Annotated in this window: 13 protein-coding genes; 5 read left to right on the top strand and 8 right to left on the bottom strand. The window is 69.9% G+C overall.

Annotated elements, in window-relative coordinates; translation table 11 throughout:
* Window positions 1-8: 8 nt before the first annotated feature.
* Window positions 9-2,792, top strand: coding sequence for a PAS domain S-box protein (locus UC35_RS17850; RefSeq protein ID WP_061502070.1), 2,784 nt, complete (start codon window positions 9-11; stop codon window positions 2,790-2,792).
* Window positions 2,793-2,802: 10 nt separating this feature from the next.
* Here the strand turns inward: UC35_RS17850 and UC35_RS17845 are convergent, their stop codons facing one another.
* Window positions 2,803-2,991: a DUF1127 domain-containing protein gene (locus UC35_RS17845; protein WP_061502068.1), complete on the bottom strand. Its 189-nt coding sequence runs from the start codon at window positions 2,989-2,991 to the stop codon at window positions 2,803-2,805.
* Window positions 2,992-2,996: 5 nt separating this feature from the next.
* Window positions 2,997-3,968, bottom strand: a complete 972-nt coding sequence (locus tag UC35_RS17840; protein WP_061502066.1) for a hypothetical protein — start codon at window positions 3,966-3,968, stop codon at window positions 2,997-2,999.
* Between the two features lie 189 nt (window positions 3,969-4,157).
* Between UC35_RS17840 and UC35_RS17835 the strand changes: the two genes are divergently transcribed.
* Both UC35_RS17835 and UC35_RS17830 read left to right on the top strand, forming a co-directional pair.
* A complete protein-coding gene (locus UC35_RS17835) occupies window positions 4,158-4,913 on the top strand; it encodes a response regulator (RefSeq protein ID WP_061502064.1) in 756 nt (251 codons plus the stop codon).
* A gap of 92 nt (window positions 4,914-5,005) precedes the next feature.
* On the top strand, window positions 5,006-5,587 hold the full coding sequence (locus tag UC35_RS17830) for a hemerythrin domain-containing protein (protein WP_061502061.1): 582 nt from the start codon (window positions 5,006-5,008) through the stop codon (window positions 5,585-5,587).
* A 71-nt stretch (window positions 5,588-5,658) separates the two neighbouring features.
* On the opposite strand, the gene recD is transcribed toward UC35_RS17830, so the two are convergent.
* From recD to recC, 3 genes are read right to left on the bottom strand one after another with little or no spacing between them, the layout of a single operon-like run.
* The gene (gene recD, locus UC35_RS17825) at window positions 5,659-7,734 is read right to left on the bottom strand and encodes an exodeoxyribonuclease V subunit alpha (RefSeq protein ID WP_227820366.1); all 2,076 of its coding nucleotides are present in this window, start codon (window positions 7,732-7,734) and stop codon (window positions 5,659-5,661) included.
* Window positions 7,731-11,327, bottom strand: coding sequence for an exodeoxyribonuclease V subunit beta (gene recB, locus UC35_RS17820; RefSeq protein WP_061502059.1), 3,597 nt, complete (start codon window positions 11,325-11,327; stop codon window positions 7,731-7,733). The genes recD and recB overlap by 4 nt, the downstream gene beginning before the upstream one ends.
* Window positions 11,324-14,779 (bottom strand): exodeoxyribonuclease V subunit gamma, encoded by a 3,456-nt coding sequence (gene recC, locus UC35_RS17815; protein ID WP_061502052.1) that lies wholly within the window; start codon window positions 14,777-14,779, stop codon window positions 11,324-11,326. Before recC ends, recB begins: the two co-directional genes overlap by 4 nt.
* A 191-nt stretch (window positions 14,780-14,970) precedes the next feature.
* On the opposite strand from recC, the gene UC35_RS17810 reads away from it, so the two are divergent.
* Window positions 14,971-16,206, top strand: coding sequence for a multidrug effflux MFS transporter (locus tag UC35_RS17810; RefSeq protein ID WP_061502050.1), 1,236 nt, complete (start codon window positions 14,971-14,973; stop codon window positions 16,204-16,206).
* A gap of 426 nt (window positions 16,207-16,632) precedes the next feature.
* A complete protein-coding gene (locus UC35_RS17805; RefSeq protein ID WP_061502049.1) occupies window positions 16,633-17,862 on the top strand; it encodes a hypothetical protein in 1,230 nt (409 codons plus the stop codon).
* Between the two features lie 25 nt (window positions 17,863-17,887).
* On the opposite strand, the gene UC35_RS17800 is transcribed toward UC35_RS17805, so the two are convergent.
* The 3 genes from UC35_RS17800 to UC35_RS17790 form a co-directional block, all read right to left on the bottom strand.
* Window positions 17,888-18,283 (bottom strand): cupin domain-containing protein, encoded by a 396-nt coding sequence (locus UC35_RS17800; protein WP_145979529.1) that lies wholly within the window; start codon window positions 18,281-18,283, stop codon window positions 17,888-17,890.
* A gap of 8 nt (window positions 18,284-18,291) precedes the next feature.
* Entirely contained in the window at window positions 18,292-18,723 is a 432-nt protein-coding gene (locus tag UC35_RS17795; RefSeq protein WP_145979528.1) for a PaaI family thioesterase, read from the bottom strand.
* Window positions 18,724-18,865: 142 nt separating this feature from the next.
* Window positions 18,866-19,960 (bottom strand): phosphotransferase family protein, encoded by a 1,095-nt coding sequence (locus UC35_RS17790; protein ID WP_061502045.1) that lies wholly within the window; start codon window positions 19,958-19,960, stop codon window positions 18,866-18,868.
* Window positions 19,961-19,994: the final 34 nt, after the last annotated feature.

Genomic DNA, 19,994 nt, shown 5'->3' with positions numbered 1-19,994 from the left:
TTCGGCCCATGAGCAGGTCAGCGCGACGGCGTCCATCCCCGGCTGAAGGGATTCCCAAACAGCAGGCGCTGCACGACCTGCGCCAGAAGGAGGAACAGTACCGCGCGATCTTCGAAGGATCGCTGGACGGCCTGTTCCTGTGGGACGAACACCTGCGCATCGTGGACGTGAACCCTGCCGGGCTCGCGATCTACGGCTATCGGCGCGATGAAGTGGTTGGCAAGACCTATCCGAGCTACATGCCCGAGGAGTACGTGCGCGAGCGCCGCGAGATGGTGCGGCGTGCCCTGGCGGGCGTGAGTACTCATGTGGAAACCACCGTGCTGCGGCCCGACGGCAGCACCTTCGATGCCGACCTGCGGGTGATACCTTTCGTGCAGCGCGGCCGGCCGCACGCGCTGGCCGTGGTGCGCGACATCAGCGAACGGCGCTGCCGCGAGCGGCAGCTGCAGCGCAGCGAGGCGCGCCTGCGCGCCACCGTCGATGCCGCGTTCGACTGCGTCATCAGCATGGACGGCGAAGGGCGCATCGTCGAGTTCAACGCCGCGGCCGAGCGCGTGTTCGGGCATCGCCGGCAGGACGTGATGGGGCAGTCCTTCGCGGAGCGCCTGATGCCGCCCCGCCTGATGGACGCCTACGAGCGCGAGATGCGCAGCTTCCGCGAGCAGGGCAACGCGCCAATCATCGGCCGGCTGGTGGAAAGCCGCATGCTGCGCGCCGACGGCAACGAGATTCCGGTGGAGATCGCGGTCAGCGTGGCGGCTGTGCCCGAGGGGATGATCTTCGTCGGCCATGTGCGCGACATCAGCGAGCGCCAGCGTGCCGACCGCCAGTTGCGCGACAGCGAGGAGCAATACCGCGCGATCTTCAACGCCTCGATCGATGCCATGGTGCTGCGCGACGCGGATTTCCGCATCGTGGACGTCAACGCCACCTATGAGGCCATGAGCGGCTTCACCCGGGCCGAAGTGCTGGGCCTGGACCGCGTGCTGGCCAACCCCCCCTCGGCCGGCGAGACCATCCGCGCCCTGCACGGCAAGGCGCTGGCCGGCGAGACGGTGCGGCTGGTCACCCAGTTGCTGCGGCGGGACGGCCAGCGCTTCGACCTCGAACTGCGCGGCGTGCCCATCCAGCACCGCGGCAAGCCGCACGTGCTGTATATCGGGCGCGACATCACCCACGCCACGCGCGCCGAACGCGCACTGCGCGACAGCGAGGAGCAGTACCGCGCGATCTTCAACGCTTCGGCCGACGCGCTGGTGCTGCGCAATGCCGACTACCGCGCCGTCGAGGTGAATCCTGCCTACTCCACCCTGACCGGCTATTCGCGCGATGAAGTGCTGGGCGCCACCTTCGTTCTGACCCAGATGGACCCGGCGGTGCGGGCGCATCACCGCGCCCAGCACGAGCTGGCCCTGCTCGGCAAGGAATTGCGCTTCGAGGTCACGGCTACGCGCAAGGACGCCACCAAGCTGCAGGCCGAGGTACGCGGCACGCCCATGATGTACCGCGGCGAGCCGCATGTGCTTTACGCGGTGCGCGACATCACGCAGCGCATCGCGGCCGAACAGCACCGCGCCGAACTCGAGCGGCAGCTGCGGCAGGCGCAGAAGATGGAAGCCATCGGCCAGCTCACCGGCGGCCTGGCGCACGACTTCAACAACATCCTGACCAGCGTCCTGGGCTACGTGGCCATGGCGCAGGAACACCCGGCCGCCGAAACGGACCTGGCGCTGGGCCGCCAGCTCGGCCAGGCCCGCCTGGCGGCCGAGCGCGCGCGCGAGCACGTGGCGCAGTTGCTGGCCTTCTCGCGGCCCCGGCGCGGCGAACGCCGGCTGCTCCATGCGTCGCAGGTCGCCCAGCAGGCGCTGCAACTGCTGCGCCCCAATCTGTCGTCCTCGATCACGGTCAACTGCTGCGACAAGGCGCCGGGCACCTCGGGCACGCTGCCGCCGGTGCTGGCCGACCCGGTCCAGCTCGAGCAGGTGCTGTTCAACCTGTGCATCAATGCGCGGGACGCCATCGGCGAGCACGGCACCATCCGCGTGCGGATCGGCCATTCGCTCTCGGGCGGCTGCTGCGCCTCGTGCGGGGCGCGGCTGGGCAGCCACCGCTGGGTCTGGTTCGAGGTCGCGGACGACGGCTGCGGCATGACACCCGAGGTGAGCGAGCGCATGTTCGAGCCCTTCTTCACCACCAAGGAGGTGGGGCGCGGCAGCGGCATGGGGCTGGCGATGGTGCACGGCATCGTGCACGACCACGGTGGACACTTGCAGGTGACCTCCGTTCCGGGCGAGGGCTCGACCTTCCGCGTCCTGCTGCCGGCGGCGGCCGAGGAGGCGCTGCCGAGCCACGAGGCCCCACCCGCGCAGCAGCCCTCGCTGGCCCTGCCGCGGCTGCACGGCTGCGTGCTGCTGGTCGAGGACGAGCCCATCGTCAGCGGCTACATGAACGACCTGATGAGCGCTTGGGGCCTGGACGTGGTGATGGTCCAGGATCCGCGCGCGGCGGCCCGCCGGCTGGCGGCGGGCGAGGAGCATTTCGACCTGCTGCTGACCGACCAGACCATGCCCGGCATGACCGGCCTGGCGCTGGCGCGGCACGCCAGGCAGCACCGGCCGAACCTGCCGGTGCTGCTCTATACGGGGAACGCTGCCGACATCGCGCAGGAGGACTTGTCCGCCAGCGGCGTGGCGCGACTGCTGCGCAAGCCCATCGATCCTGCGGTACTGAGGGGGCTGCTGGGCGAGCTGCTGGCGCAGCCCGCCCGCGTGTCCATCCCCATGGGCTGAATCAGCAGTCTCAGCAGCCGATGCGCCGCCGCGTGCAGTCGGCCAGCCCGTGATGCTCGGCCCAGTACGAGTCGAACTCCGAGGGGCTGATGCCGAGGTCGCGCAGGGCGGCGGCATCCAGGCGTTGGAACTCCCGGCGCGCGACGGCGTAGCGCCAGGCGCGGGTCAGCTCGGTCACGATGTGGGTCAGCGTATTCATTTCAGTCAGGCCGCAAGCGGCAATGGGGTATCGGGTTGATCTGGCAGGGCGTAGGTCAGCGGCGCGATCGCGTTCTTGATGCGCATGCCCTGCTCCTCGTCGATGAGTCCGAACAGGACTTTCTGGAAGCGCGGCTCCATGACGCCGGAGACGAGGAACTGCCAGCGGTAGGCCTTGAGGAACTTGGCCTCGACCTGCTCGCGTTGTTCGCTGGTGAACGGCGTGCCGCAGACCTGCAGGAAGTAGCGCGCGTCGGATTCGGCCTGCCCCTGCAGGATGCCGTCCACGGCGCCCACCAGACCGATCAGCTGGTCCACGGCGGCGGAGCGCTGTTCGCGGTCCAGCTTGGCGTCTTCGCGGATCAGCTCCATCTCGTCCAGGATCGCGTGCTGCGCCTCTTCCTTGGCGTGGAACAGGAACACGTCCTTCCATAGCGGCGACAGGTCTTCCTGCGGATCGATGCTGGCGCGGTAGTGCGCCAGCACGAACAGCTCGATGTCCAGCGTCAGCGCCATCACGGCCCAGGTGCTGTTGCCCAGCACGACCTTCGCCACGTCATTGGGCGAAGCCGTCTGCACGTAGCCGGCCGGCATGTCCTTCTGCATCTGCATCTCGAGGCGGCGGAAGAGCTCCTGGTGCTTGATCTCCTCATCGCCCATGCGGACGATCGCCTCCAGCGCGACCTGGTCACCGAACCAGTGCTCGCGGCTGATGTCCAGCACCTTGGCGCTGATGAAGCGCTCGACCAGGCCGAACAGGTAGGCGTAGGTGCGACCCTGCACCTGGCTCATCAGTCGGCGCTGGGCAGGCGTCAGGAACGCCAGCTCATTGACGAGCGACAGGCCATCGGGCATGAAGCGCTTGGCGTAGTCGAAGCGTCGGCCGCGCACGACGTCGCGCTCGATCTCCCATCGCACGCGCTTCGAGACCTCGATGACGCGGGCATAGCGGTCGGTGTTGGGGGCGGCGGTTTCCATGGCGGGGCTCCTGGGTGAATGGGAATCGCCAATGTGTCCGGCACGGGTATCGCGCACGCGTCCGGTGGCCGCCGGTGTGTTGCGCCTTTGTATTGCATGGCTGGGCACCGGACCGGCCTCGGCCGGCTTTTGTAACGGCCTTGTATTTGGGCTTCCCCATCGCCCATGCGGGACGGCAGAATTTCGCGCATGAACGTAAGCGCACGCGTGCTGGTGGTCGACGACGACCCGTCGGTGCGCGCGCTGCTGCGCGAATACCTGCAGGGCCATGGGTTCGAGATTGCCGAGGCGGCTACCGGATCGGAGATGCGCGAGCAGATCGAGCGCGAGCTGCCCGACGCCGTGCTGCTGGACGTGCGGCTGCCGGGCGAGGACGGCCTGGTGCTGGCTCGCTACCTGCGCGAGCACTACGACCTGGGCATCATCATGGTCACGGCTTCCGGCGACGTGGTGGACCGGGTGGTCGGCCTGGAGGTCGGCGCGGACGACTACATCGCCAAGCCCTTCGATTTGCGCGAACTGCTGGCCCGCCTCAAGAGTGTGCTGCGCCGGTCGCAGGCGACGCCGGGCGGCAAAGGCCCCCTGGCCGAAGCCGAGCCGCAGCCCAGCGCGCCGCCGTCGCGCCGCAAGCGCTTCGGCCGCTGCGAGGTCGACCTCGAGTCGCACCGCATGTTCGAGGTGGGCGGCCCGGAAGTCACCATCACGGCGATGGAGTTCGACCTGCTCAGCACCTTCCTTGCGAACCCCAACCGGGTGCTGACGCGCGACCAGCTGCTGCAGCAGACGCGCCACCGCGAGTGGGAGCCGTTCGACCGTTCGATCGACATCCGCATCGGGCGCCTGCGCCGCAAGGTCGAGCCCGATCCGGGCGGCGAGCCGCAGTGCATCCGGACCGTCCGCAACGCCGGCTACATGTTCGTGCCCGGCAGCAGCAGCAGCGGCTGAAGCGCGCGCGCAGGCGACGCGCGCCGCCTGCGATCCGCACTCATTTGATCTGAATCAGGATGCGCCGGGCGGCGTGGTGACACCCTTGCCGCATGGCTGGCACCGCTCTTCGCATCATCCGTGACGAACACGTGGCGATCGCCGCGATGTTGCGTTCACTCGAAATGCTCGTCCTGCGCGGACGGGGGCGCAGCCGTGATCGCTTCTTCGACACGGTGCGCGCCATGCTCTTTTATCTCGACGAGTTTCCGGAGAAGCGGCACCACCGCATCGAGTCCGAGCTGCTGTTTCCGCCGCTGGTGCGCTGCGCCCCCGAACTGCTGCCGGTGATCGAGCGGTTGGAGATCGACCATGGCGCCGGGGAAAGCAAAGTGCGCGAACTGCAGCACCTGCTGCTGGCCTGGGAGATCGTCGGCGCCAGCCGCAAGGAGGCCTTTTGCCAGGCCCTGCACGAGTACGTGCGCTTCTACCTGGAGCACATGCAGGTCGAGGAAAAGCAGCTGCTGCCCACGGCGCAGGCGAAGTTCAGCCCGCAGGACTGGGAGAAGCTGGACGCGGCCTTCGTGGCCGGGCTGGACCCGCTCGCCGGTGGCCCGCGCGATCCCGTCTATGACGATCTGTTCACGCGCATCGTGACGCAGACACCGGCGCCGATTGGGGTCGGGGACGACTGAGGGAAGCGCCCGGAAGCGCGTTGAGGAGCGCCCCCACCCCTGCCCTCCCCCGGAGGGGGAGGGAGGAAATTTCAAAACAACCCGCCGGCGCGAAGCGTCGGGCGCTGCACGGCTTGTTCGAGCAGGCCGTCCTTCAGCGGACCGGCGAGGGTGAACCAGGACTTGGCGCGTGTGACCGCGGTGTACACCAGTTCGCGCGTGAGCACCGGGCTGGGCCGGTCCGGCAGGACCAGCGCGGTGTGCACGAACTCCGAGCCCTGCGACTTGTGCACCGTCATGGCGAACGCGGTTTCCACCGATTCGAGGCGACTGGGCAGCACCCAGCGCACGCCGCCGCCATTGGCGGGAAAGGCCACGCGCAGCATGGGCTTGCCCTGTTCCGGCACCTGCAGCGCGATGCCGATGTCGCCGTTCATCAGGCCCAGCGTGTAGTCGTTGTGCGTGACCATCACCGGCCGCCCGGCGAACCAGCCCTGCGCCGCGGCAACCAGGCCTTCGGCGTGCAGCAAGTCGGCGATGCGCTCGTTGAGGCGCTCGACGCCATGGCGGCCGCCGCGCACCGCGCACAGCAGCTGGAACGACAGGCTGGCGTCCAGCACGCCGCGCGCCCAGGTGTCGATGTCCTCCTGGGCGTCGCTGCGGGGACCGCGATTCATCACGCCCAGGTAGTGCGACAGGCCCACAGGCGGCGCGACCACCCCTGAACTCTCCAGGCGGCCCTGCCCGCGCCCGCCGAAGAACTCGGGTCCGCCCTCCAGCACCAGCCGGCGCAGTCCCGCTTCGCTGTTCGCCAGGTCCAGCCACGCGAGGTCGGCGCGGCCCTTGCTGCGGATCTCCTGGATCCGCTTCACGTCGCCCTCGTTGACGGCCTGGGCGAGCTGCCCGATCCCGCTGCCTTCGCCGAAACGCCAGCTCTTGCGCAGCTTGACCACGCACTGGTCGAGCGGCCTGCCGGCATCGTCGGCCTGGGCCGGCGGAATGGCCTCGCCGCTCACCGTGTACACCCAGTCGCGCGTGGCGGCGGTGTAGCGCCCGGCGTCGGCCCAGCGGCACAGCTGGCCAAACAGGCCGCCGGCCTCCACCGAGGCGAGCTGGTCCTTGTCGCCCAGCAGCACGAGGCGGGTGCGCGGCGCCAGCGCGGCGACCACGGCCGCCATCGCCTCCAGGCCCACCATCGAGGCTTCGTCCAGCACCAGCACGTCCAGCGGCAGCGGGTTGCGCGCGTCATGGCGGAAGCGCCGCGTGCCGGGCACCGGGACCAGCAGCCGATGCACCGTGGTCACCTCGGTGGGAATCGCCTCGCGCAGCGCCTGTGCATCCGGCAGGCCGCCCAGCGGCAGGTCCTTCACCGCGCCGGCGATGGATTCGTTCAGGCGCGCGGCGGCCTTGCCGGTCGGCGCCGCCAGGCGGATGCGCAGGGGTCGCAGCTTCCCCTGCGCATCGCGCGGCGCGAGGTGCTGCAGCACCGCCAGCAGCTTCACCACCGTCGTGGTCTTGCCAGTGCCCGGGCCGCCGGTGACGATGCCGAAGTGCGAACGCACTGCCAGCGCGCAGGCGATCTTCTGCCAGTCCGGCTCGCCGCCGGCCGAAGCCGCGGGACCGAACAGCGCATCGAGCGCCTGGCGCAGGCTGCCAGCCGTGGATGCGTCCAGCGGTTCCGCTGCCACCCGCTGCTCGATCGCCGCCCGCACCGTTTGCTCGTATTGCCAGTAGCGGCGCAGGTAGAGGCGCGAGCCGGCCAGCACCAGCGGCGTGTCGCCCGCACCGCTGCCGACCAGGCGCTCATTCGATAGCGCGGCGACCCAGGCGGCAGGCGCCAGGCCGGACAGCCATTCGACCGGCGTCTTGGCGGGCGCAGCGTCCGCATGGCGACCGGCCTCCTCAGCGCGCTCGGGCGGCAGCGCCAGCACCAGCGCGGGGTCTTTCAGCACCGCGGCCGGCTCCAGGCACACATGGCCGCGGCCGAGCTGGTGGCTGGCCAGGGCCGCCGCGAGCAGCAGCAGTGGATCGGCGTCCGGCGACTCGCGCGCCAGGAAGGCCGCAAATACGAAGTCGAGCTCGCGCAGCCAGCCCGCATCGACCCACACGCGCAGCTGCTGCAGGCACTCGCGCGCGCGATCGGGCATGTCGTGCTCGTTGGCGATCATGCGTCCAGCTCCAGCTTCGCTCCCTGGAACAGCGCGTCCAGCGCGTCCATCAGGGCGCGGGGCGGCCGCTCCAGGTGCAGGCCCTGCGTGGCCGCCGCATGCCCGCGCAGGAAGAGGTACACGGCGCCGCCCACATGGCGGTCGTAGTCGTAGCCGGGCAGGCGCGCCCGCAGCAGCCGGTGCAGCGCCAGCAGGTACAGGCAGTACTGGAGGTCATAGCGCTTGGCCAGCACCTCGTTGCGCATCGCGCGCGCGGTGTAGTCGGCATCGGCCGGGCCCAGCCAGTTGGACTTGTAGTCGGCGACGTAGTAGCGGCCCTCGTGCTCGAACACCAGGTCGATGAATCCCTTGAGCATGCCGTTGAGCTGGGCGGCACCGACCGCCGGCCGCGCCTCGCCGGCCAGCGTGTGCCGCGTCACCAGCTGGTCGAGCGCGCGCACGCTCACCGCGCGCGCCGAAAACCAGAACTCCATCTCGACCTGGCAGGCACGCAGCTGCGCCGGGGCCACCGCCGTCGCGTCCGGAAGCCGCAGCGGCGTGACGAGCCACTGCTGCAGCCAGTCGCGCAGCACCGGCAGCTGCTCTTTCCAGGCGGCGGTCACGCAGCGCCGCGCGACGCCGGCTTCGAGCTCGGCCGGCGCGAAGCCCTGCTGGCCGGCCCATTCGAGCAGCCCGTGCAGGAAGGTGCCGGCCGCCGCGCCCCGCGGGAAGGCATGCAGCGTTCCGGCGGAGGGCTGCGCCGTTGCGGCCGCGCCGCCGCCCTCGGCTTCGGCCGAGCCCTCTTCGTAGTTGGCCTGCTCCGGGCTGTCGGACGCGTGCGGGACCGCTTCCATCGCGCCGAGCAGGCGCGAGTAGCTGGCGATCCACCAGCGCTCGCGCGCCGCCGCCGCGACCAGCGGAGCGGCCAACGACCCGGCCATCTCGCCGCCATGGGGCACGCGCTCACCCGAGTGCACCGGCGCCGGCGCCACGACAGCGCCGCCCGCGCGCACGGCCTCCTGCAGCGACTCGGCGGCCAGACCGGGCACATCCAGCAGCCAGCCCAATGCCGTTTGCGGCAGATCGCGCGTGGGCGCCACGCCGATCCAGGTCGCGTGCACCGCACGCGTCAGCGCCACGTACAACTTGCGCAGATCCTCGCCCAGCCGCTCCTCGTCGGCCTGCCGCACCTGCGGCGCATTCGGGCGAAGCGAGACGCGCAGGTGGCCGTCCTCGTCGTGGTACTTGACCTGCACCGCGCTCGCCCGCACCGGCCGGCAGGTGCAGGGGAAAGGCAGGAACACCAGCGGGTACTGCAGTCCCTTGGACTTGTGGACGGTCACGACCTTCAGCAAATCGGCATCGCTTTCCAGGCGGACCTGCCGGTTCTCGCCCAGCTCGCTGCCCGTGGCCCGCTCCTCGGCCAGATGGCGCACCAGCGCATGCTCGCCCTGCAGCAGCCCGCTGGCCTGCTGCAGCAGCTCGGCCAGGTGCAGCAGGTCGGTGAGCTGGCGCTCGTCGCCGGCCGACAGCAGGCGCCGCGGCACGTCGAAGTCGTTGAGAAGCTGGCGGACCATCGGCAGCACGCCTTGGCGCCGCCACTGCTGCAGATAGCCGCGGAACTGCTCGATGCGCTGCTCCCACGTCAGCTCGTCCTCGCCCAGCGCGTCGAGCTCGGCCCAGGACAGCGCGAGCAGCGGCGTGGCCAGCGCGGCGCGAACCAGTGCGCCGTCTTCTGGCGCCGCGCAGGCCGGCAGCAGCCGCTGCAGCTCGGCGGCCGCGGCGGTCTTGAACACGCTGTCGCGGTCGGAGAGATAGACGCTGCGCACGCCGCCCCGGGACAGCGCCGCGCGCACGGCCTGCGCCTCCGTCCGGTCGTTGACCAGCACTGCGATGTCGCGCGGATGAAGCGGCCGCAGCACGCCCCCGGCATTCCTGAAGCCCGCTTCGCCGTCCTGCGCCAGCCGCAGCAGCCGCACGATCTCCGCCGCGCAGGCGTCGGCCATGGCGGACCGGTAGCCGCCGGCGTCACGCTCCTCGGACCACCAGCAGGTCAGCGCCGGGGCCGGTGCGCCGTGGACCTCGAAACCGTCCGGCCGGCCCCCGGCCTGCACCTCGAAGAAGGGCAGCGGGTCGGTGCCTGGGGCGCGGAAGCGGAAGGCGCCGCTGCCCTCGCGCTGCTCGGCTCGCATGAAAAGCTGGTTCACGGCGCGGACCATGGGCTCGCTGGAGCGGTAGTTCATCCCCAGCGTGAAATGGCGGCCCGCCGTGGCGCGGCGCGCCGCCAGGTAGGTGTAGATGTCGGCGCCGCGGAAGGCGTAGATCGCCTGCTTGGGGTCGCCGATCAGGACCAGCGCGCTGGCGGCCTGCCTCGCGGGCGCGCCGTAGATCTTCCGGAAGATTCCGTACTGCACCGGATCTGTGTCCTGGAACTCGTCGATCAGCGCCACCGGGAACTGCGCGCGTATGGTCTGCGCCAGCCGCTCGCCCGTGACCGGCCGCTGCAGGGCCTCGTGCAGCTGCGCCAGCAGGTCGTCGAATCCCATCTGCGCCTGGCGGCGTTGCGCGCGGCCCATGCGCTGCGCCACCCAGCGGGCGGCGTGGCTGAGGATGGCGTCGCGGCCGTCGGGCATGGCTTCCAGCGCGGCCTTCAGGTTTTCCATCGCGGCCAGCGCGGGGTGATCCAGCGACTTGTCGCCGGACCACACCTGCGCGATCCCGGCGCGCGTGAGCCGCTGCCAGCCCGTGCTGGTGGCCCCCAGGGGCCAGGGCTCGGGGCCCTCAACCCAGTCGCACATCTTGCCCGCGAAGTTCAGGACATGGCGGCAATGCGTGCGCTGGATGTGGCCGGCGTCGCAGGCCTGTTGCAGCAGCGCCTTCAGTTCGCCGGCCCAGCGCTTCCAGGGCGCCTTCAGCGCCTCCAGCTCCCGCGCGCCCTCGACGCCCGCCGCTGCCAGCGCCTGCTTCGGCTCGGCGCCTTCGGGCAGGGACTGGGCATTCGCCAGCAGCGCGCGGACCTGCGCGGTGAAGGCGCCGACGTTGGGCCACCACTCCCGCACGCGCTCGGCTTCCTGCGCATCCAGCCCATAGAAGAAGCTGCGCCAATAGTCGTGCGCCGCCTCCTCGAACAATTCTTCGATGTCGGTGACCAGCGTCTGCTCGAACAGGCTGCCGCTGTCGAACGCATGCTCGCGCAGCATGCGATTGCACCAGGCATGGATCGTCGAAACGGCAGCTTCGTCCATCCATTCCGCCGCGCCTTGCAACAGGCGCGCGCAGGCGGGCCATTGCTCGCGCGGATAGCTCGCCCGCAGCGCCCGCAGCAGCTCGTCGCCCGGATCGGGCTCCTGCTGGAAGGCCCGGGCCGCATCAGCCAGGCGCGCGCGGATACGATCGCGCAACTCCTTGGTCGCCGCTTCGGTGAAGGTGACCACCAGGATCTCCGGCGGCACCAGCTGCCGGCCGAAGCTGGCCGCCGGCCCGCCGTGGTCCAGCACCAGCCGCAGGTAGAGCGCGGCGATGGTGAAGGTCTTGCCGGTGCCGGCGCTGGCCTCGATCAGCGAGTTGCCGCGCAGCGGGAACGCCAGCGGCTCGAGCATGACGGGCGAAGTCATGAGCCTCCTTCACCCTGCGGGCCGGGCGTCCGCAGCTGGTCACGCAGGGGCCGCAGCAGCCTGTCGATCCAGGTCACGAAGGCGCCCTCATCCCAGAGCGCATCGAAATCGGGATAGGCGCGGGCGAAGCTGAGGTCGCGTTTCAGTTCCTCGGCGTGGGCCTTTTCCGCTTCCTGCGCCGCGTCGGCTGCGTCGGCCTTGAGCCAGGCCATCGCCGGCTGCGGCGCGAAGGGCAGCGGCCGGCGCATGCCCTCGTCCCAGGCCTGCAGCAGCGCGGCCCACCAGGCCTGCACCGACTCCGGCGGCAAGGGCGGCAGCAGCGCCTGCCCGGCCTTGCTCAGGATGACCGTGGTCATGCCGGCGCCGCCGAGATGGCCCGCGAGGTGCGCAGCCCAGTGCGGCAGCAGCTGCTCCAGGCGCCAGGCCTGGTTCCTGCCGCTCACGATGCCGGTGCTGGCCAGCACCAGGCGGCAGCGCTCGCCGGCCTCATTGGTGCGCAAGCCGGTGAGCCAGTCGTGCAGCTGCAGCGGGTCATCCCCCGCGGCCGACCACTCCAGCGGTTCGTCGGCCAGCACCTGGGGCCAGCGCTGCAGCTGCTCGACATAGGCCTCGAACAGCTTGGGCATGGGTTCCTCCAGCTGCGCCAGCACCTGCGCGCCGAATGCGCCGTGCGGCAGGTCGCCGCGCCGCGTGATGCGCGCCAGCGCCGCGGCCAGGGCCTCCTCGCGTCCGCCACCCGTGTCCACCGCCGCCTTCTGGGCGCGAATCAGTTCATCCTGCAATTGCCAGTTCTCGAGCCCGTCCAGGTCGAAGGGCTCCTCGTCGCGCGTCACCGGGTCGTCGTCGCCGAAGTGGATGCGAAGACGCTGCCGCAGGAAGGCACGCGCGGGATTCTTGAGGAAGTCGCCGAGCTGCTTGAGGGTGATGGCGCGCCCGTTGGCCGGCGGCGCGAGGACCCCGGGGGCGGCCGGCGGCAGCTCGCCCGCAGCGAGGCTGCGCCGCCATTCGCCGGCATAGCTGAAAAGGCGCGGCGAGCTGCCGTCGAAATAGGCCGGATGAAAGGGTTGCAGCCGGTGTTCCACGGTCAGGGCCGCAAGCAGGTCCTGGCCCGGATCGCCCTGCAGGCGCCAGCCGGCAGCGAGGTGGTCGCGCAGCTGCGCCACCAACACCGACGCCGGCCGCAGCTCGTTGTCCTGGATGCTGCGGCCGACCCAGCTCAGATGCAGGTGGTCGCGCGCGGACAGCAGCGCCTCCAGGAACAGGTAGCGGTCGTCCTCGCGCCGCGAGCGGTCGCCCGGCCGGTGGTCGCGCGCCATCAGGTCGAAATCCATCGGCGGGCGGCTGCGCGGGTAGTCACCATCGTTCATGCCCAGCAGCGCCACCCAGCGAAAGGGTATGGCCCGCATCGGCATCAGCGAGGCGAAGGTCACGCCGCCCGCGAAGAAGGGCTGGCGCAGGCCCTGGGGCTCCAGCCGGCCCAGCCAGTGGTCGCGCACCACCGCCAGCGTCAGCGGCTCGGACAGCTGCGCGTCCTCGCAGGCCTGGCGCCACTCCTGCAGCGCGGCGCGCGCGCGCAGCAAGGTCAGGCCATCGGCCGTGCCGTCCGCGGCCTCGAAGAAGTCGTCCAGCAACTGCTGCAGGCGCTGCGCCCACTGCTCCGGCGCGCCGGGCTCGCGCAATTCGCCCCAGTGCTTCTCCAGCGCATCGGCCAGGCGCACCAGCGGCCCGAGCAGCGCGGCTTCCAGCCCGCCGACGTCGACCATCGGCTCGATGCCGTTCCAGTGCTCGCCCTCGCCCACCGCATAGCCCAGCAGCATGCGGCGCAGCCCGAAGGCCCAGCTGTTGCCCTCGATGCGCTCGGGCAAGTCCAGCGCGCCGCGGTGCGAAGCATGGAGTCCCCAGCGGATGTTGGCGCCGTCCACCCATTGCCGCACCAGCGGCAGCTGGTCTTCGTCGATGCCGAAGCGCGCGCGCAGCGCGGGCACGTGCAGCAGGTCCAGCACGCTGCTGGCGCCCAGGCGCGATTCGGGCAAAGACAGCAGCTGCTCGATCGCGCCCAGCAGCGGGTCGCGCTGGCGCTGTCCCTGGTCGGCGATATAGAACGGCAGGTAGCGCGCGTCGCCCGGCTCGACCGGCCCGAACACCGCCTGGATGTGCGCCGCATAGTCCGTGATGTCGGGCACCATCACGATCACATCGCGCGGCTGCAGCGTCGGGTCCTCGCTGAAGGCCTTGAGCAGCTGGTCGTGCAGCACTTCCACTTCGCGCTGCGGGCCATGGGCGATGTGGAAGGCGATCGAACTGTCATGAGGCGCTACCGGCGGCCATTGCGACTGCGTTTCCGCCAGCGGCCGCAGCTCCAGGATGTCGTCCTGCAGCTGGCGCAGCAGCGAGTCGCCGGGATTGGACGAGAACAGGTCGATGCGCTGGTCGATCGCCTGGAACTGTGCCTCGTACGCGTCGCGGCGGTCGTACTCGTCGAGCAGGCGGACGAAGTCGCGCCCCTGGCGGCCCCAGGCCGCGAGCAAGGGATGGGTGTCCAGGTGCAGCGCATCGTCACCGGCCCGCGCCAGGCCCGGCCGCCGCTGCTGGCGCCGCGCGCGCTGCACGTCGCGCTCGGCCACGATGTGCGACCAGTCGTGGCGGCAGGGGTTGTGCACGCACAGCAGCACCTGGCTCCAGCGCGACACGGCCGCCAGCGCCTCCAGCGTCTGCGCCGGCAGCGAAGACACGCCGAACACCGTCACCCGCCGCGGCAGGCCCGCGGGCGCCTGGCCTTGCCAGCGGCCCACCGCCTGCAGGAAATCCTCGTGCACCTGGGCGCGGCTGGCCGCCAGCTTGCCCTCCTGTTTCGCATCCTGCAGCAGGGCGCGCCACAGCAGCGGCTGCCAGCGCATGGCCTCGGGCAGGGCAATGCGCTCATCGCCGGCGAGGGCCAGCACGTCCTCGCCTTGCGCCCAGCGGGCGAGCCAGTCGGCCCGGTAAACCTGGTACTGGTCCAGCAGGTCCGCCAGGCGCACCGCCAGCTGGTATTTCTTGCGGCCGTCCTCGTCGCTGTCCAGGAAGCGGCGCAGCGGCTCGAACTCGGGCTGCGCCAGCAGACCGGGCAGCAGGCGCATCAGCCACCAGGGCAGCTGCGACTTGTCGAAGGGCGACTGCGGCGGCACCTGCTCGCGTCCGAGCACCGCCCGGTAGACATCCCACAGAGCCTGGGCCGGCAAGCGGGTCCGGACCGCGGCCGCGACACCCGCGCCGCCAGCCGTGACATCGGCGGCCAGCGCGAGCTTGAGCCACTGGGCGATGCCGCTGCTTTGCACCAGCACCACCTCGTCCTCCAGGGGCGCGAGCGGATGGGCCTTCATCCAGGCCACCATCAGCTCGCACAGCGCCTCGGGATGGTTGCCGTGAACCACCATGAAGCCGGGGGTCAGGGACTCGCTGGTCAGCGCCATGTCGCTCCGGTCGTCTTGCCGGGAGCCTGGCGCGGCGGAACTGCGTGCGTGCTGGCGCTCATGCGGCCAGTGTACGGCCCCGCGGGATCGGCAAGCGAGCCTGCAGGGCGAGCCGGTCAGACGACGTACAGCGTGCCGGACCGGAACGAAAGATAGGTGGGCGCGCGCTCCGGGCTTAGACTCGGACGCCCATGAATCCCGACGCCGACAAACTCTGGCGCGCTCCGCGCTGGGCCCTGGCCTTCCTGCTCGCCGTGCTCGGCATGCTGGGGCCCTTCTCCATCGACACCTACATCCCCGCCTTCGCAGGAATCGCCAAGGCGCTGGATGCCACGCCGGTGCAGATGCAGCAGACGCTTTCGGCTTACCTGTTCGGCTTCGCCTTCATGAATTTGTTTCATGGCGCCTTGTCGGACAGCTTCGGGCGCCGGCCGGTGGTGCTGACCGGCATCGCGATCTTCACGCTGGCATCGATGGGATGCGCGCTGTCGCAAAGCATCGGCCAGCTGGTGTTCTTCCGCGGCCTGCAGGGCCTTTCCACCGGCGCGGGCATCGTGGTGTCGCGCGCGGTGATCCGGGACATGTTCCCGCCGGCCCAGGCCCAGAAGGTCATGAGCCAGGTCACCATCTATTTCGGCGTCGCGCCCGCCGTTGCGCCCATCATCGGCGGCTGGCTGTTCGTGCACCTGGACTGGCACAGCATCTTCTGGTTCCTCACCGGCGTGGGCGTGGTGCTGTGGGTCGCCAACTACCGGCTGCTGCCCGAGACGCTGCACGACACCCAGCGCCAGGCCTTCAACGTGCGCAACCTGATGCGGGGCTACTGGCAGCTCGGCGCCAACCCGCGCTTCCTGCTGCTGGCACTGGCCAGCGGCGTGCCTTTCAACGGCATGTTCCTCTATGTGCTGAGCGCGCCGGCTTTCCTCGGCGAGCACCTGCGCCTGGCGCCCACCCAGTACTTCTGGTTCTTCATCCTCACCATCTCCGGCATCATGGGCGGCGCGTGGGCCAGCGGGCGCGCGGCCGGCCGGATCACGCCGCGCCGGCAGATCCGCCACGGCTTCGAGATCATGACGGTTGTGTCGCTGCTGAACGTGGCCGCGAATTTCCTGTTCGAGCCGCACGCCGGCTGGGCGCTCGCCCCGATCGCGATCTTCTCCTTCGGGTGGGCTTTCATGGTGCCCGTGATCACCTTGCTGGTGCTGGACATGGCCCCGGAACGCCGCGGCCTGGCCTCTTCGCTGCAGGCCGTGATCGGCTCGACCGCCAACGGCGTGGTGGCCGGGGCCATCGCGCCGCTGGTGATGCACTCCACCCGCGCGCTGGCGCTCACCTCCATCGCCTTCATGGGCGTGGGGCTGGTGGCCTGGGCGGTCGTGCAGAAGCGCTGGCCGCAGACCGGGCGGGCGATCTCGGCGGCTGCCTAGCGCCGGCCGCCGCTGGCCGGCGGGTCCGGGCCGCTCCTGCTCATCCGGGAACCTGCGGTTCCCTCATGGATGGAACGATGGTTCTCCACCAAGTGGATGACCCTGGCACCCGTTCGTCCTGCGATTGGGGGATGACGGTCTGTCTCCTCACGCGCAGTCTGGGCGGGCAACCCACCGACCATCGGAGCCCGCTCATGGAACACAGCCCGCATGCCCTGGCGAAAGCGAAGTTGTGGACCATGGCTTTTGCGTCTCTTGCGACGTTTGCACTGAGCGCCGACGCCCAGGTCCCCCCTCACGCGCCCGGCACCATCTGCTTCACGCCGAAGTTCTGGTGCTGGGCCCAGCCTCCAGGTCCCGCCAATACCCAGTGCTCGTGTCCGACGCAGTGGGGTTGGGTCACCGGCATTCGCGGTTGATACGGCCATGGCGAACGAGCTGTTGAAAGGCCTGGTCCACGACGCGACGCTCGTCGCCGAGGTGGGTGTGCGCACGGGTGCCCTCAGCAACGCCCACTTGCTGGACGCTTTGACGGCGGCGAACCGATCGCTCGCCGACAACACTTCCGATCCGTCGGTCGTCGTGGCGCTGCAGCTCGCGCTCAACGCCGCCATGAAGGACATTGCACCCATCACGCTGGACGATCTCCGCCGCGGCTGGAGGCCCTACCATGACGGACGCCGGCGCCCGTCCACCCTCCTGTTCTTCGTCATGTCCATTCTCGTGATGGGCGCCTGCGCCTATACGACGCAGATCTACGAGCGCGCGCGCAACATGTACGCGATCACGCTTGAACTTCAGCAGGCGCGGGGGGCCGAACAGGCGATGCGGCTGTTCGGAACGCTCAAGCGCAACCAGCAGGACGTGGTCGACTCGCTGAACACGGGCAAGAAGGAGTTTCTCTACGAGGTCTTCAGCAAGTCGCTGTTTGATCTGAAGGCGCTATACCTCAAGAACCTTGCCTATGCGCCCATTGCGTCCAAGGTCCTGAACGACATCGAAATCCTCGCAAGCCCGACGGAAGCCATCAAGCGCATCGGCAACGCCACCAACCCGACCGGCGATGCGAACCTCCAGGCCATCATCAGTCAGCAAGACTACGGCTCCACCCCGCCACCTTCGATCCGCGAAGATCTCGAGAAGGAACTCGAGAAGCTTGCCGCCACCTTGCCCGCAGAAGATGCCAAGACCCAGCGAGCCTTGAATGTCCAGGGCTTGCTCGACAGCTACCTGGCTCAACTGCGCCGGTTCAATCAAAGCATCAACGTGGGCATCGACCCATTGCAGCCCAGCGACTACTCCGAGACCTTGTTCCGGCTGCAGAATGCGATCGGCTTCGTTGGCCTTTGGGTGCTGCCCGCGCTGTACGGCATGTTGGGCGCCATCATCTTTCACATGCGCCGGCTGCTCGATCCCGCTGTCCCTGACCCACCGTGGATGCGGATCACCTTCCGGGTTCTGCTGGGCGCCTTCGCGGGCATCATCATCGTGTGGTTCTGGACACCGTCTTCGCAAAAGATCTCGCAGGGGGAGTTTGTGACGCTAACCTCTTTCGGGCTTGCCTTCCTCGTTGGCTTCAGCACGGACGTCTTCTTCCGCGCATTGGATCGCCTGGTGGACTACTTCACGCGGGTCGCCGGCGGCGCAAGCCGATAGCTCGCGGCAGCCGCCCTCCAGCCCGCTAGCCCACGGTTGGCGTCCACACGCCGTCGACGAAGATCGCCTCGCTCTCGCCGGGCCATGGCGGCATGGTCACCGCCACGGCACTCACCGATTGATCGGCGGCCGCCCGGAACTGGAAGTGCGTGCCCTGGGGGATCGAGAGGCAAAGGCCGGGAACCAGCCGGACGATGTCCTGCTGCTCGCCATGCCGGCGCCACATCTCGCCCGCGCCGGAGACCACGAACCACAACTCATCCACGGTCCGGTGGGTCACCGCCTTGGCCACCGCGCCCGCCGGCAGCGTGAAGTGCGCCATGCTCCCGCCGCTCGCTGCCAGCAGCACGCGCACCTCGGATCCGTCCGGCGCCAGCACCGTGGGCTCGGTGGGCAGCGGCAAGGTCTGGGGGGCGTTCATCGGTGTGCTCAATGAGGCTCCTGGGAGTGCGGCGGCTTGACCAGCACGGTCGCCGTTCCATGGACGGCGAGTTCGCCCTCTTCCGTCCAGATCTTGCCTTCGACGAACGCCACGCTGCGACCGGCGCGGATCACCCGCCCTTCGCCGATGCATTTGCCGATCCGGGCCGGCGCCACGAAGCTGGCCTTGATCTCCACGGTGGGCAGCCACTGCCGCAGCTTGGCGAACACGGCGCAGGAAATGGGAGCATCGAGCATGGCGACGGCGAAGCCGCCCTGGATGTTGCCGAAGTGATTGCCAAACGCAGGCTGGGGCAGGAACTCCACCTTGACGAAGCCGGCGTCCGCGTCCAGTTCGACGATGGTGAAGGGCATCAAGGCCGCGCACACCGGCTTCGGCTGCTTTTCGAGCAACGCACGGACATCGTCGTTTGAAGTCAATCTGGCCTCCGCCCGGGGATGGCAGGTTCAGCTTGCATCGGATTGTGCTTCACAACCAGCGGCGAACCCTGGCCTGGCAGGAGGCGTGCTCCGCCCGGCACGACCACTTTTTGACGCCTGCTCCACAAATGACGGGCGCACATCACGCCCCCAGGATCGCACGGGCCAGCGCGATGGCAGCCTTGGCGCGACGGCGCGCCTCCGGCCCGGCTGGATCCGGGGTATCCGCCAGGCAGAAGCCGATCATGGCCATGGTCCGCAGCCACCCCAGGTCCCAGGTCCGGTCGAACTCCGCGCGGTCGATCGGCCCCAGCACGGCTTCGAGCTCGGCCAGGTAGAACTCGCGCAGCGGCGCACGGGCTTCGGGTGGATTGCCGTCGGGCGGATAGGCCCAGAAGTGCAAGAACCAATGCCACTGCAGATCGCATGCGGCAGGCGCGCGCGACGCGAGTTCCCAGTCGAACAGGGTGACGGTCTCGCCCGTCAAGGAGATGTTCGCGCGGCGCAGGTCGCCGTGGTTGAGCGTCGGCGTGGCGTCGTCCAGGCCCTTGTGCCATGAGCGGTCGGAAACGAGCCGGAGGAAGAAGTCGGCCTCGGCGGGATCGAGCATTTCGAGGAACGTGGGCAACAGCGCCATGAGAGGCGTGAAGTCCTCGACGCACCGGCGCACCCAGTCCGCCGACGCCTCCGCACGCCCGGCAGCAACCGCGACGGGCTCTGCGATGGCGGCGGTGGTGCCGCGGACCGGGGCGATCGGCAGGCTGTCGAGGCCATGGCGACCGTCCCAGAAGTGCGCATGCAATCGTGCGAGTCCCGCCAAGAACACCCGCTCGTCGCCCAGCGTGAAGGCCCCGCGGGGCCGGATGCCATGCGACACGTCGCGCATCAGCATCCACCATTCGTCCTTGTCGGCGTGGATCGCCACCTCGATCGTCGGGCACGCCACCCGCGCAGGCAGCTCGCGCGTGGCGCCGCTCAGCCACAAGGGCCCCTCCCCGGCATCGGGCGCTTGCATCGCCGTCACACGCCAGTTGTTGCGCGGCAAGACTTTCAGCACGTAGCCTGGCTGGATCGCGAGGACCTGCGCACCGGTTCGTCCGCCGGTCAGGGGCTCGATGCCGTCGACCTGGAATCCGGCAGGAACAACCCCTCGCGCCTGCGCCTCGCGCAGGTAGTCCGCCAGCGTGCCGCGGGTCAGCGGCGCTTGAATCGTCGACAGTTCGCGCGCGTCAGCCATGGGCTTGCTCCCCTGTGCCGTGCAGAGCTCTACT

Origin of the sequence: Ramlibacter tataouinensis (assembly GCF_001580455.1) — a bacterium.
GTDB lineage: Bacteria > Pseudomonadota > Gammaproteobacteria > Burkholderiales > Burkholderiaceae_C > Ramlibacter > Ramlibacter tataouinensis_B.
This window is presented reverse-complemented; position numbering and strand designations above follow the sequence as displayed.